Origin of the sequence: Pseudomonas sp. NBRC 111138, assembly GCF_001320835.1 — a bacterium.
In the GTDB taxonomy this organism is placed as follows: domain Bacteria; phylum Pseudomonadota; class Gammaproteobacteria; order Pseudomonadales; family Pseudomonadaceae; genus Aquipseudomonas; species Aquipseudomonas paracarnis.
Genome location: NZ_BCBO01000180.1, coordinates 1 through 13,675, shown reverse-complemented (window position 1 = coordinate 13,675; position 13,675 = coordinate 1). Strand labels below are relative to the sequence as shown.

The window sequence follows — 13,675 nt, the reverse complement described above, 5'->3', positions numbered from 1 at the left end:
GCCGATTCTGTCTTAACTGACTGGCATTAGGGCTTGCCCACCGCTATCACAGGCAAGCCAGCTGCCACAGTTGATTGCATTTCGAATGTAGATCGCAAAAAAAACGCCAACCCTAGGGTTGGCGTTTTCGCGCAGCACTTAGCGCATCACTGCGGCTTCTTGCGGCCAAAACCAGGACGCTGGCCGGAACCGGCCGGGGCGCCACGGCGCTTGCCCGAAGGCTCGTCCGCGACCAGTTTCGGGCCAGGGCGCTTGTTCGCCGCTGGCTTGGCTGGACGCTTGGTGCTGGCGTTGTCGGCCGGGCGATCCGCTTCACCACGGTTGCTGCGACCACCCGCCGGAGCAGGACGCGGCGTACGTGGCACACGCTCACCTTCTTGACGCGATGGCGCGGTGGGGCGGCGTTCGCCTTCAATGTGCGGCTGACGCGAGATACGACCGCCGGTGGCCGGTGCATCCAGCGCAGGGCGCAGGGTGCGAGCAACACGTTCGGTACGTGGCACTGGGCGCGACGATTTACGCTGCATACGCTCAAGCTTGTCTTTGCTCTTGGCGTTCATCTGCGGCATGGCAACCGGCGTCAGGCCCACTTCGGCGCTGAGGATATCGACTTCGTACTGGCTCATTTCGCGCCAGCGGCCCATCGGCAGGTCGGAGTTCAGGAACACCGGACCAAAACGCACGCGCTTGAGGCGGCTGACCACCAGGCCCTGGGACTCCCACAGGCGACGCACTTCACGGTTACGGCCTTCCATCACCACGCAGTGGTACCAGTGGTTGAAACCTTCGCCACCCGGCGCCTGCTTGATGTCGGTGAACTTGGCCGGGCCGTCTTCGAGCACCACGCCCGCCTTGAGGCGTTCGATCATCTCGTCATCGACTTCACCACGTACACGCACGGCGTATTCACGGTCCATCTCATAGGACGGGTGCATCAGGCGGTTGGCCAACTCACCGTCAGTGGTGAACATCAGCAAGCCGGTGGTGTTGATGTCCAGGCGACCGATGTTGATCCAGCGGCCTTCTTTAGGCTTGGGCATCTTGTCGAACACGGTCGGACGGCCTTCCGGGTCGTCACGGGTGCAGATCTCGCCGTCGGGCTTGTTGTACATGATCACGCGGCGCACCGATTCGGCGGCCTCTTCACGCTTGATGACCTTGCCATCAATGGTGATTGCATCGTGCAGGTCGACGCGCTGGCCGAGGGTTGCCTCGACGCCGTTGACCTTGATGCGCTTCTGGGTGATCCAGGCTTCGACGTCGCGGCGCGAGCCCACGCCGATACGCGCCAGCACTTTTTGCAGCTTTTCGCCTGCTGGGCCGATTTCCTGGTCTTTCTGGTCTTGGTCATTCATCGTAAGCACCTCCCGGTGGGTCGATTCAGGCGTGGCCTGAGGGTATTGAAAGCGGGGCCTTGGCCGAATAGGTCGGCAAGGGGCCGCGAATCATACGCGCATGGCGCGTGTTGCGCATCACAGACTAGTCGATAACGCCCAGCTCATTTGCTTTTCCGCCGACCGGTGGCCCCCAGGGCCAGCAATCGCAGCTCGGCTTCGGCCAGCACCGTGCGCTTGTCGGCTTTATCGAGCTTCTTCCAGGCACGGATTTCACGCTTGCTGCGGCCACAGCCGACGCAGATGTCATCGTTGAATTTGCAGATGCTGATGCACGGGTCTTTCATGGCACTCATGGTCGATCCTCTGTGGGAGCTGGCTTGCCTGCGATGGCATCACCTCCTTGCATCTGGGAGACCGAGGCGTCTGCATCGCAGGCAAGCCAGCTCACACATGGGTTGCGCAGTGAAAGTCAGAGCCGGTCAGTCTTCGAGCTGGCGGCGCTCGTTCTCGATGGCCTCGGCCAGCGCCCGAGCTTCGTCTTCTTCGTCACTCAGGGGCGGCTGTTCGAGGGCGGCGACGGCGGCCAGGAGCTTTTCCCGGGCTTGGGCCACGCCAAGCACATCGTCTTCGGCTTCGACCTCAGGCTCGGATTCAACGTTCACCTGGGTTTCTGGCTCCGCCGCACCATCACGCAGCAAATCGTCGAAGTCGGTCTTGATCCCCTGCTCCATGTCGTCCAGCTCCAGCAACAACGTATGGAAACTGGTTTCGTCCTTGGGCTCCTCCGGCTCGGCGCTGGCGTCGGCCAGTTCCTGCAGGCTTTGCGGCACCGGTGCGTCGTCGAAGTCGAGCACCGGCTCGGCCTCCATTTCGCGCAGCTCGGCCAGGGGCGGCAAATCGTCAAGGTTTTTCAGGTTGAAGTGATCGAGAAACACCTTGGTGGTGGCGAACATGGCCGGCTTGCCCGGCACATCGCGGTAGCCAACAATGCGGATCCACTCACGTTCCAGCAGGGTCTTGACGATATGGCTGTTGACCGCCACACCACGCACGTCTTCGATCTCGCCCCGGGTGATGGGCTGGCGATAGGCGATCAGCGCCATGGTCTCCAGCATCGCCCGGGAGTAGCGCTGCGGGCGTTCTTCCCACAAACGCCCGACCCACGGTGAAAACTTCTCACGGATCTGCAGGCGGTAACCCGACGCCACTTCACGCAGTTCAAAGGCACGGCCCTCGCAGGATTTGCGCAGGATCTCCAAGGCCTTCTTGAAGACCGGCGGCTCCGGGCGTTCGGCCTCTTCAAAGAGTTCGAACAGGCGCTCCAGAGATTGCGGTTTGCCCGAGGCCAGGAGAAAGGCCTCCAGCAAAGGGGCCAGTTCGCGGGGTTCAGTCAGATTCATCGATTCAGCTCGTTATTCGGCTCGCGCCCGCACGTGGATAGCCGCAAAAGGCTCATTCTGCACCAGCTCGACCAAGGACTCCTTCACCAGCTCAAGGATCGCCATAAAGGTCACCACCACGCCCAGTCGGCCCTCTTCGGCAGTAAACAACTCGACAAAGGGCACAAACCCACCTCCCTTGAGACGTTCCAGCACATCGCTCATGCGCTCGCGGGTGGACAGCGCTTCACGGCTGACCTGGTGGCTCTCGAACATATCGCCGCGGCGCAGTACTTCGGCCATGGACATCAGCAATTCTTCCAGACTCACGTCCGGCAGCAACTTGCGCGCGCGCGCCTCGGGAGCGTCGAGCTTGGGCACCACCACATCACGGCCCACACGGCTCAGGCCGTCGATGCCTTCGGCGGCGGCCTTGAAGCGTTCGTACTCCTGCAGGCGGCGGATCAGCTCGGCGCGCGGGTCATCCTCTTCGGCTTCCACCGTCTCCGAGCGCGGCAACAGCATGCGCGACTTGATCTCGGCGAGCATGGCGGCCATGACCAGGTACTCGGCGGCCAGTTCCAGGCGCACCGACTGCATCAGCTCGACATAGCCCATGTATTGGCGGGTAATTTCTGCCACCGGAATGTCAAGGATGTTGATGTTCTGCTTGCGGATCAGGTACAGCAGCAAGTCCAGCGGGCCTTCGAAGGCTTCAAGGAACACCTCCAGGGCGTCCGGCGGGATGTACAGGTCCAGGGGCATTTCCATGACCGCCTGGCCATACACCATGGCAAACGGCAGTTCCTGCTGGGCGCCAGCCTGGGGATCAGCGGCTTCCACGGCTGACATTCAGGCCTCGACCATGAACGGAGCCGGATCGCCACAACCCACACGCACCACTTCTGGCTCGCCATCGGCCAGGTTGATCACCGTGGAGGCCTTGTTGCCACCGTAGCCGCCGTCGATGATCAGGTCGACGTGCTTTTCCAGCAAACGGCGCATTTCGTAAGGGTCGTACAACGGCTCGGTTTCGCCGGGCAGGATCAACGACACGCTCATCAGCGGTTCGCCCAATTCGGCCAGCAGCGCCAGGGCAATCGGGTGTTCCGGCACGCGCAGGCCAATGGTGCGCTTCTTCGGGTGCAGCAACAGGCGCGGCACTTCGCGGGTGGCGTTGAGGATGAAGGTGTAGGGCCCCGGCGTGTGGGCCTTGAGCAGGCGGAAGGTGCCGGTGTCGACCTTGGCGAACAGCCCGAGCTGGGACAAGTCGCTGCAGATCAGCGCAAAGTTGTGCTTGTCGTCCAGCTGGCGCAGGCGTCTTACTCGCTCCACCGCGCCCTTGTCGCCGATCTGGCAGCCAATGGCGTAGGACGAATCAGTCGGATAGATCACCACGCCGCCGGCACGGATGATCTCCACGGCCTGTTTGATCAGGCGCGCCTGAGGGTTTTCCGGATGAATCTGGAAGAATTGGCTCACGTGCTCTACCTGTTCAGACGGTGGCAATAATGGGGTCATGCTTGAATCGCCCCCACAACAGCGGCAGATCTTCCGGGACCTGGCGATATTCGCCAATCTCGGACCAGCCGCCTGGGCCATGAAAGTCACTGCCGGCACTGACCAGCAGACCAAATTCGCGGGCGAGGATCGCCAGGCTGCCGACCTGTTCGGCGGGTTGATGCCCATTGACCACCTCGATGGCGTGGCCACCCGCTCCAATATAGTCGCTGATCAGCTTGCGGCGCTTGCTGCGGGTGAAATCGTAATGCCAGGGATGCGCCAGGCTCACCCAGGCCCCGGAGGCCCGCAGGGTCTGGACGGTGTCTTCCAGGGTTGGCCAGTGCAGCTTCACATCGCCCAACTTGCCGGCGCCCAGCCATTTGCGAAAGGCCTCGGCGCGATCCTTCACATAGCCTTCACGCACCATCCAGTCGGCAAAGTGCGGACGGGCCGGTGCGTTGCCGCTGTCGCCCAGTTCCTGCTGGATAGCACGGGCGCCATCGAGGGCACCAGGCATGCCTTTAAGGCTGAGCTTGCGGCTTATTTCTTCGGACCGCAGCCAGCGGCCATCGTGCAATTGGGCAATCGCCGCCACCAAGGGCGGGGCCTTTTGATCAAAACCGTAGCCCAGCACGTGGATGGTGGCGCCGCCCCAGGTGCAGGACAATTCCACGCCGTTAACCAGCTGCATACCCAGGGAGTGCGCGGCCTGGCGGGCTTCGTCGAGGCCTTCAAGGGTGTCATGGTCGGTCAATGCCAAAACTCGCACGCCTTTTTCGAACGCACGCGCAACCAGTACAGCGGGCGCCAGGGCGCCGTCGGAGGCCGTGCTGTGGCAGTGCAAATCAACATTCACGGGGGTGTGTAACCTCAAGTCAGCTGGCGCTATCGCAACCAAGGATGTTTGTTATTATGCCGACACATCCAGCTTCTGGCTCTTACTGTGAAACAATTCATCGACTTCATCCCGCTGTTGCTGTTTTTCATCGTTACCAAACTCGACCCCAGGGTCATCGAAATCGCCGGCCACGAGCTGTCGTTCGGGGGCATCTACAGTGCCACTGCCGTACTGATCATCAGCTCTATCGTAGTGTACGGCGCCATCTTCATCTCGCAGCGCAAGCTGGAAAAAAGCCAATGGCTCACCCTCGTCGCCTGCCTGGTGTTCGGTGGCCTCACCCTGGCCTTCCACAGCGAAACCTTCCTTAAATGGAAAGCCCCTGTGGTGAACTGGCTGTTCGCCCTGGTGTTTATCGGCAGCCACTTCATCGGTGACCGCCTGCTGATCAAGCGGATCATGGGCCATGCGCTGACCTTGCCGGAGCCGGTGTGGGTGCGCCTGAACGTGGCCTGGATCGTGTTCTTCCTGTTCTGCGGCGCCGCCAACCTGTTCGTGGCCTTCACCTTCCAGGACTACTGGGTCGACTTCAAAGTATTTGGCAGCCTGGGCATGACCGTATTGTTTTTGATCGGCCAGGGCATCTACCTGTCACGCCACCTGCATGACACCACACCGAAAACCGAGGACTGACATGCTCTACGCCATCATTGCCACCGACGTTGCCAACTCCCTGGAAAAACGCCTGAGCGTACGCCCGGCCCACGTCGAGCGCCTCAAACAGCTGCAAGCCGAAGGCCGCATGGTACTGGCCGGCCCGCACCCGGCCGTCGACAGCAACGACCCAGGCGACGCGGGTTTCAGCGGAAGCCTGATCGTCGCCGAGTTCGCCTCCCTGGCCGACGCCCAGGCCTGGGCCAAGGCTGACCCTTATGTCGCAGCAGGCGTCTACGCCGATGTAGTGGTCAAGCCGTTCAAGCAAGTCTTGCCTTGAGCGCGGCTGCGTCGAACCTAATCGTTTCGGCGCACTCCTAATGGCTCACGGCGTCACCGGTGGGGCCTTCGCCGCCGACAATGGCTAAATTGAGTGAGTCATGAGCGAGCTGTTACTGATAGATGATGACCAGGAGCTCTGTGAGCTGCTGACCAGTTGGTTGAGCCAGGAAGGTTTCCAGGTACGCGCCTGCCATGACGGCTTGAGTGCCCGAAAAGCCCTGGCCGACAGTGCGCCGGCGGCCGTCGTACTGGATGTTATGCTGCCCGACGGCAGCGGCCTGGAGCTGCTCAAGCAATTGCGCAACGACCACCCGGAGCTGCCGGTGCTGATGCTCTCGGCCCGGGGCGAACCCCTGGACCGCATCCTCGGCCTGGAACTGGGCGCCGACGACTACCTGGCCAAGCCTTGCGACCCACGCGAGCTGACGGCGCGCCTGCGCGCCGTGTTACGCCGTAGCCACCCGGCCGCGGTATCGACCCAGCTGGAACTGGGCGACCTGTGCTTCAGCCCGGTGCGCGGCGTGGTCAGCATCGATGAACAGGAGTTCGCCCTCACCGTCTCCGAAAGCCGCCTGCTCGAAGCATTGCTGCGTCAGCCCGGCGAGCCCCTGGATAAACAGGAACTGGCGCAGATCGCCCTGGGCCGCAAGCTGACCCTGTATGACCGCAGCCTGGATATGCACGTCAGCAACCTGCGTAAAAAGATCGGCCCACACCCCGATGGCCGGCCACGGATCGTGGCGCTGCGTAGTCGTGGTTACTACTACAGCCTCTAAACATCACGCTCAACCCGTGGGAGCTGGCTTGCCTGCGATAGTGGTGGGCCAGTTAGCATGAGGGTGACTGACACACCGCTATCGCAGGCAAACCAGCTCCCACCCGCGTTCTCATCAGCCTCGAGGGTTTTGTCAGTTCCTATCAAACCCGTCTTTACCGAAGCTTTACCCTCCCCTGACCGCCGCTGACCTTGCGCTGCGTAACCTACTCACATCCGGACTCACCGGAATAGAGACAGGAGAATCACCATGCGCAAGACCCTTATCGCTTTGATGTTCGCCACTGCCCTGCCCACCGTTGCCATGGCAATGCCGGAAGGCCCAGGCCCGATGGGTGGTCCTGAAAGCCACATGATGGGCGGCCCAGGCCACGGTGAACACGGTCCGCGTGGCAAAGGCGGCCCGTTCAGCCAGTTGGACTTGAGCAAGGAACAGCGCGAGCAGATCCGCAAGCTGATGGGTGACCAATGGCACGCCCGCAAAGACCTGGTCAAAAAGTACCTGGACAAACTGCCAGCCGCTGACCAGAAGGCGATGCAGGACGAAATCGCCGCAGGCAAGCAGAAAACCCAGACCGATATCCGTGCCGTGCTCAAGCCCGACCAGCAGAAGAAGTACGACGAAATCGTCAAGAAACAAGCCGAACGCCGCGCCGAATGGAAAGAGTTCCAGGCCTGGAAAGCCCAGCAAGCGCAAAAAGCGCAATAATGACCTAGCTTCACCCCAGCCCAGTGGTTCGCGCCGCTGGGCTTTTCCTGTTTGAGGGTTTCCTGTGCGTTCATTGTTCTGGCGTATCCTGGCGAGTTTCTGGCTGGCCATCGCCCTGGTTGCCGGTTTGTCGATCCTGCTTGGGCACATGCTCAACCAGGATGCCTGGATTCTCAGCCGCCACCCTGGCCTCAACAACCTGGCCCAAGAGTGGACGCAGCTCTACGAAACCCAGGGCGAAGACGCCGCCCAGGAGTTGCTGCAGCAGCGCAAGCGCCAGTACCACATCGACGTGCAAGTGCTTAACGAAAGCGGCGACCCGGTGGTGCGCGGCACCTTCCCGCGCCGCGCCGCCGCGTTCGAAGCCCGCCAGAACGACAGCCAGGACGGCCACCTGCCCTGGCGCCGCCTGACCGCCGAGTACACCAGCGCCAAAACCGGCGACACCTACCTATTGATCTACCGTATTCCTCACCCGGAGCTGGACGCCTGGCACCGCAGCAGCCTGCTGTGGCCGCTCAGTGCATTGGCGATTACCCTGGTGGTGCTGACCCTGTTCAGCCTGCTGGTGACCTTGTCCATCACCCGCCCACTCAGCCGTTTGCGCGGCGCGGTGCATGATCTGGGGCAAACCACTTATCAACAGAACAGCCTGGCGCAACTGGCCAATCGGCGCGACGAGTTCGGCGTGCTGGCCAACGACTTCAACCGCATGGGCGCACGCCTGCAAAGCCTGATCGGCAGCCAGCGCCAGTTGCTGCGCGACGTGTCCCACGAACTGCGCTCGCCGTTGGCGCGCTTGCGTATCGCCCTGGCCCTGGCCGAACGCGCCAGCCCCGAAGAACGGGAAAAACTCTGGCCGCGCCTGACCCGCGAATGCGATCGACTGGAGGCCTTGATCAGCGAGATCCTGGTATTGGCGCGGGTCGACGCCGACAACGCCAGCGCCGAAGACATCGACCTCACCCCGTTGCTTAAAACGCTGCAAAAGGACGCCCAACTCAGTGCCCCCGAGCAAGTGGTGCAACTGACGACTGCCAATGACTTGCAGCTTAAAGGCTGGCCGACCATGATCGAACGCGCCGTGGACAACCTGCTGCGCAATGCCCAGCGCTTCAACCCGGTGGGCGAACCGATTGAATTGCAGGCCCAGCATCAAGGCGGGCGCATTCTGATCAGCGTACGCGACCACGGCCCCGGCGTTGAAGCCGAGCACCTGAGCCAATTGGGCGAGCCGTTCTACCGGGCGCCGGGCCAGACCGCCCAAGGCCATGGCCTGGGCCTGGCCATCGCCCGTCGCGCCGCCGAGCGCCATGGCGGTAACCTGATCCTGGCCAACCATCCCGATGGCGGCTTTATCGCCAGCATCGAACTGCCCTTGATCCCTGGGGTTGCCACACCGGTGGGATGATCTTCTATAGTGGCCCTTCTCTTACGGAGGGCCTTTGATGACAGACCTGCTGACTCCCATCCAAGCCGCACTCGCTTTACCGCACGCCCCACTGCCCCAGACCCAGGCCGGCGCCTTGCCCTCGACCTTCGCCGTGACAGACCTGGCGGCCGCCAGCATCGGCGCCGCGGGCCAGGCCGTCGCCCAGTTGATTGAGCAACAAACCGGGCGCCTGCCCAGCGTCAGCGTGGATCGGCGCCTGGCCTCGTTGTGGTTCTCCTCGTCGATTCGCCCCGTGGGGTGGCAAGTGCCGCCTTTGTGGGACCCGGTAGCGGGTGATTACGCCAGCGTGGATGGCTGGATCCGCCTGCACACCAACGCGCCCCATCATCGCGCAGCGGCCGAGCGGGTATTGGGGCCTGCCGCTGATCGCGCAGCCATGGCGAGTAGAGTCGCGACCTGGAAAGCCGCCGAACTGGAACAGGCGGTTGTCGATGCGGGCGGTTGTGCGGCGCAGATGCGTAGCTGGCAAGCCTGGCAGCAGCATCCCCAAGGCTTGGCGGTAAACGCCGAAGCGTTGATCCAGCGTCAGGTCTTCGAACCCGGCACCGACAAACCCTGGCTCGGTTCCGCAGCGCGCCCACTGGCCGGCATCAAGGTGCTGGATTTGACCCGGGTGCTGGCCGGCCCGGTGGCCAGTCGTTTCCTCGCAGGCTTAGGCGCCGACGTACTGCGCATCGACTCGCCCACCTGGAACGAACCTGGCGTCGTCCCGGAAATGACCCTGGGTAAACGCTGCGCCCGCCTGGATCTAACGAGCCACGACGACCGGCAAGCGTTCGAAGCGTTGCTCAAGGACGCCGACATCCTGTTCCACGGTTACCGCGCCGATGCCCTGGAGCAACTCGGTTATACCCTTGGCGAACGTCAGCACATCGCCCCCGGACTGATCGACGTCAGCCTCAACGCCTACGGCTGGAGCGGCCCATGGCGTAATCGGCGTGGCTTTGACAGCCTGGTGCAGATGAGCAGCGGGATTGCCGAGGCGGGCATGGCCTGGAAACAGACGGATAAACCGCTGCCGCTGCCGGTGCAGGCGCTGGATCACGCCACCGGCTATTTGATGGCCGCCAGTGCGATCCGGGCTTTGGCCGAGCGCCTGGACTCCGGACGCGGCGGTTCGGCGCGCTTGTCGTTGGCGCGTACGGCGAAGTTGCTGGTGGAGGCCGGGCAAGTGCCACAGCAAGCGGCATTGCGCGAAGAAGACATCAATGACCAAGGCCTGGTGGTGGAGCAGACAGCCTGGGGCCAGGCCCACCGGCTACTGGCGCCGCTGAGCATCAGTGGCACGCCGTTGCAGTGGGATTTGCCGGCGGTGGAACTGGGCTCGCACCGGCCGCAATGGTGACTAATACCCTGTAGGAGCGAGCTTGCTCGCGAAGGTCGCCAACGATAACGCGGGAAACCTGATACACAGCGGCGTTCTCAGGTTTTTCGCGAGCAAGCTCGCTCCTACAGGGTTGTCCACAAATGCTGCGCCGCATACGCCCTCAACGGCCGCCACGCGTCGGCCCGCGCCAATAACTGCCGCGCCGACACCGGCCCACCTTCCAAAGCCGCCAAAGCATTGATCAGCCCGATATCCCCCGACGCAAACGCATCCGCCTCGCGCAACTGGCGCATGGCGATGTACTGCGCGGTCCACTCTCCAATCCCCGGCAATGCCACTAGCCTTGCAACGCCGTCCTGGAGGCTGGCCTTCGGTTCGAAAAGCTGTGGATCATCCAATAGCGCCTGGGCCACACCAGACAACGTACGGCCCCGCGCCTTGGGCATGCCCAGGGTCGCCAGGTCCGCCGCAGCCAACACTTCAGGTGTCGGAAACAGGTGGGTAATACCGGCGTGCGGGGTTTGCAGGGTCTGGCCATACTGCGCCACCAGCTTGCCCGCCAGGCGAATCGCCGCCACCACGGTGATCTGCTGGCCCAGCACTGCACGAATCGCCAGTTCCAACCCATCCCAGGTGCCAGGCAACCGCAGGCCAGGGCGGGCCGCAACCAGTTGCGCCATCAGGGGGTCTTGCGACAATTGCGCGTTGATCACCTCAGGCACCGCGTCCAGATCAAACATCCTGCGCAAGCGCCGCTCGATCTCAGGCATCGCGGCAGGCTCGGGAAAGTCGACCGTCACCTCCAGCCAATCCCCCGCGCCCGGTTCGACGCTGACCCAGCCATGTCGCCCCGCCACACTGATACTGCGCCGATACACGCCGGCGACCACGGTTTCCAACCCGGTAATCGCCCGCACCGATAGGAACCCCAGCATCGCCGCCCAGTCGTAGGGCGGTTGATACGCCAGTCTCACAGTGACAATACCCCGCTATACAGCCCATACGCGGCTAACCCGGCGCCCGCGATCACGCCGCTGAAAATGCCTTTTTCCACGGTGGTAAACAAGGGTTGGCCCTGCTCGCGCTTGGCCAGGGCAAACAGGATCACACCCGGTGCGTACAGCAACGCCGACAGCAGCAAGTACTTCAAGCCCCCCGCATACAGCAGCCAGATCGCATAACCGAGGGCAACCAGCCCCACCAGCAGATCTTTCATGCGCCGACGCTGCCAGCCTGCATAGGTTTCGCCGCGCGCGCTCAACAGCACCGCATAGGCCGCCGACCACAAATAAGGCACCAGGATCATTGAGGAAGCCAGGTAGATCAGGGTGGTGTAGGTGCTGGCGGAAAACAGCGTGATCACCAGGAATGCTTGGATCATCACGTTGGTCAGCCATAAGGCATTGACCGGCACCTGATTGGCGTTTTCCTTCTTCAGGAACGCCGGCATGGTCTTGTCCTGGGCGGTGGCATAGAGGATTTCCGCGCACAGCAGCGCCCAGGAGAGCAACGCGCCGAGCAGCGAAACCGCCAGGCCGATACTGATCAATACCGCGCCCCAAGGCCCGACGATATGCTCCAACACACCGGCCAGGGACGGGTTCTGCAATTGCGCCAGCTCCGGCTGGCTCATGATGCCCAGGGACAACACATTCACCAGCACCAGCAAGGCCAGCACGCCCACGAAACCAATCACCGTGGCGCGCCCCACGTCCGAGCGTTTCTGCGCCCGCGCCGAATACACACTGGCGCCTTCGATCCCGATAAACACAAACACCGTGACCAGCATCATGTGACGCACCTGCTCGACCACGCTGCCCATCTGCGGGTTACCCATTCCCCAGATATCGCGGGTGAAAATATCCGCCTTGAATGCAACGGCGGCGATCACGATAAACATCAGCAGCGGCACGATCTTCGCCACCGTCGTCACCTGGTTGATGAACGCTGCCTCTTTGATCCCGCGCATCACCAGAAAATGCACGGCCCACAGCAACAGCGACGCGCAGCCGATGGCGAGCGGTGTATTGCCCTGGCCGAATGCCGGAAAAAAGTAGCCAAGGGTGCTGAATAGCAAGACGAAATAACCGACATTGCCCATCCACGCACTGATCCAGTAACCCCAGGCGGATGAAAAGCCCATGTAATCGCCAAAACCCGCCTTGGCGTAGGCATATACCCCGGAGTCCAGTTCGGGCTTACGGTTCGCCAACGTCTGGAACACAAAGGCCAGGGTCAGCATGCCGATGGCGGTGATCGCCCAGCCGATCAAGATGGCCCCCACTTCGGCACGGGCAGCCATGTTCTGCGGCAATGAAAAGATGCCGCCGCCAATCATCGAGCCCACCACCAGGGCAATCAGGGCACTGAGCCGAAGTTTCTGGGCGGGTTGGGTCATGCAGCTTCCTCGAAATAAACGGTTGGGCGACAACTGCGCACATAAGTAATTCAGATTAATGACGTTGTCATAACATAAGGATATGTAAAGGTAGGAAGTTTAGGCTTATTTAGAATTTAAATACGTCAATTATGAAGCGATAGTCAAACAACGTACAAAAAATTTGCACATTCGCAAATACGAACTAGCGTCAACACCCATGTCCTCGACCAAATGATTAACCACAAAGCAAAGAGCGCTCTATCAAGCGCCTTTGCGGGACTTGTTCGCCCGCAAAAACCTCACCCTAAGTCGTTAATTCACAATGGAATGTGCCAATGAAGTGATCTGAGTCAGCTGTTTGATTAGCGCACGGAATTATTCTGTGGTCTCTCTTCTCCTGCATTGGAGTCATGCAATGTCTGAAACTCCCGGAAAACTTCGACTAGGCGCCCTGGTCGCACTTGTCGTCGGCTCGATGATTGGCGGCGGTATCTTTTCATTGCCACAAAACATGGCCGCCAGCGCCGATGTCGGTGCGGTGTTGATCGGCTGGGTGATTACCGCCATCGGCATGTTGACCCTCGCCTTCGTGTTCCAGACCCTCGCCAACCGCAAGCCTGACCTCGACGGCGGGGTCTACGCCTACGCCAAGGCCGGTTTCGGCGACTACATGGGTTTTTCATCTGCCTGGGGTTACTGGATCAGCGCCTGGCTGGGCAACGTCGGCTACTTCGTCTTGCTGTTCAGCACCTTGGGCTATTTCTTCCCGGTCTTTGGCGAGGGCAATACCCCGACGGCGGTGATCGCTGCGTCAGTGCTGTTGTGGGCCGTGCATTTCCTGGTGCTGCGCGGAATCAAGGAAGCGGCGTTCATTAACCTGGTAACCACCGTCGCCAAGGTGGTGCCGCTGCTGCTGTTCGTGCTCATCGCGCTGTTCGCGTTCAAGCTGGACATCTTCACCGCTGACATCTGGGGCGG

Annotated in this window: 15 protein-coding genes; 7 read left to right on the top strand and 8 right to left on the bottom strand. The window is 61.8% G+C overall.

Annotation, left to right across the window (positions count from 1 at the left end; all coding sequences use genetic code 11):
- Positions 1-146: 146 nt before the first annotated feature.
- The 6 genes from rluB to APH41_RS27445 all read right to left on the bottom strand — a co-directional run bounded on the left by rluB (position 147) and on the right by APH41_RS27445 (position 5,075).
- On the bottom strand, positions 147-1,355 hold the full coding sequence (gene rluB / locus APH41_RS27470) for a 23S rRNA pseudouridine(2605) synthase RluB (protein WP_054922625.1): 1,209 nt from the start codon (positions 1,353-1,355) through the stop codon (positions 147-149).
- A 143-nt stretch (positions 1,356-1,498) separates the two neighbouring features.
- On the bottom strand, positions 1,499-1,690 hold the full coding sequence (locus tag APH41_RS27465) for a DUF1289 domain-containing protein (RefSeq protein WP_034128540.1): 192 nt from the start codon (positions 1,688-1,690) through the stop codon (positions 1,499-1,501).
- 126 nt (positions 1,691-1,816) lie between these two features.
- Positions 1,817-2,737: an SMC-Scp complex subunit ScpB gene (gene scpB / locus APH41_RS27460; protein WP_003193794.1), complete on the bottom strand. Its 921-nt coding sequence runs from the start codon at positions 2,735-2,737 to the stop codon at positions 1,817-1,819.
- A 12-nt stretch (positions 2,738-2,749) separates the two neighbouring features.
- Positions 2,750-3,448, bottom strand: a complete 699-nt coding sequence (locus APH41_RS27455) for a ScpA family protein (protein WP_164365898.1) — start codon at positions 3,446-3,448, stop codon at positions 2,750-2,752.
- Positions 3,449-3,568: 120 nt separating this feature from the next.
- Positions 3,569-4,198, bottom strand: a complete 630-nt coding sequence (locus APH41_RS27450) for an L-threonylcarbamoyladenylate synthase (RefSeq protein ID WP_003193796.1) — start codon at positions 4,196-4,198, stop codon at positions 3,569-3,571.
- A gap of 13 nt (positions 4,199-4,211) precedes the next feature.
- On the bottom strand, positions 4,212-5,075 hold the full coding sequence (locus APH41_RS27445) for a PHP domain-containing protein (protein ID WP_003193798.1): 864 nt from the start codon (positions 5,073-5,075) through the stop codon (positions 4,212-4,214).
- A gap of 87 nt (positions 5,076-5,162) precedes the next feature.
- On the opposite strand from APH41_RS27445, the gene APH41_RS27440 reads away from it, so the two are divergent.
- The 6 genes from APH41_RS27440 to APH41_RS27415 all read left to right on the top strand — a co-directional run bounded on the left by APH41_RS27440 (position 5,163) and on the right by APH41_RS27415 (position 10,335).
- Positions 5,163-5,750 (top strand): septation protein A, encoded by a 588-nt coding sequence (locus tag APH41_RS27440; RefSeq protein ID WP_034128542.1) that lies wholly within the window; start codon positions 5,163-5,165, stop codon positions 5,748-5,750.
- Between the two features lies 1 nt (position 5,751).
- Positions 5,752-6,051, top strand: a complete 300-nt coding sequence (locus tag APH41_RS27435) for a YciI family protein (RefSeq protein WP_034128543.1) — start codon at positions 5,752-5,754, stop codon at positions 6,049-6,051.
- A gap of 100 nt (positions 6,052-6,151) precedes the next feature.
- Positions 6,152-6,829, top strand: coding sequence for a response regulator transcription factor (locus APH41_RS27430; RefSeq protein WP_003193803.1), 678 nt, complete (start codon positions 6,152-6,154; stop codon positions 6,827-6,829).
- 249 nt (positions 6,830-7,078) lie between these two features.
- Positions 7,079-7,537, top strand: a complete 459-nt coding sequence (locus tag APH41_RS27425; RefSeq protein WP_034128544.1) for an LTXXQ domain protein — start codon at positions 7,079-7,081, stop codon at positions 7,535-7,537.
- Between the two features lie 64 nt (positions 7,538-7,601).
- Positions 7,602-8,948, top strand: a complete 1,347-nt coding sequence (locus APH41_RS27420; RefSeq protein ID WP_054898400.1) for a HAMP domain-containing sensor histidine kinase — start codon at positions 7,602-7,604, stop codon at positions 8,946-8,948.
- A gap of 37 nt (positions 8,949-8,985) precedes the next feature.
- Positions 8,986-10,335: a CoA transferase gene (locus APH41_RS27415; protein WP_054922623.1), complete on the top strand. Its 1,350-nt coding sequence runs from the start codon at positions 8,986-8,988 to the stop codon at positions 10,333-10,335.
- A 104-nt stretch (positions 10,336-10,439) separates the two neighbouring features.
- Here APH41_RS27415 and APH41_RS27410 read toward each other — a convergent pair whose 3' ends face one another.
- Both APH41_RS27410 and arcD read right to left on the bottom strand, forming a co-directional pair.
- Positions 10,440-11,291, bottom strand: a complete 852-nt coding sequence (locus APH41_RS27410) for a DNA-3-methyladenine glycosylase (RefSeq protein ID WP_054922620.1) — start codon at positions 11,289-11,291, stop codon at positions 10,440-10,442.
- On the bottom strand, positions 11,288-12,715 hold the full coding sequence (arcD, locus tag APH41_RS27405) for an arginine-ornithine antiporter (RefSeq protein WP_034128548.1): 1,428 nt from the start codon (positions 12,713-12,715) through the stop codon (positions 11,288-11,290). The genes APH41_RS27410 and arcD overlap by 4 nt, the downstream gene beginning before the upstream one ends.
- A 397-nt stretch (positions 12,716-13,112) precedes the next feature.
- Between arcD and APH41_RS27400 the strand changes: the two genes are divergently transcribed.
- A partial coding sequence (locus APH41_RS27400) for an amino acid permease (RefSeq protein WP_156359104.1) occupies positions 13,113-13,675 on the top strand: 563 nt, incomplete at its 3' end.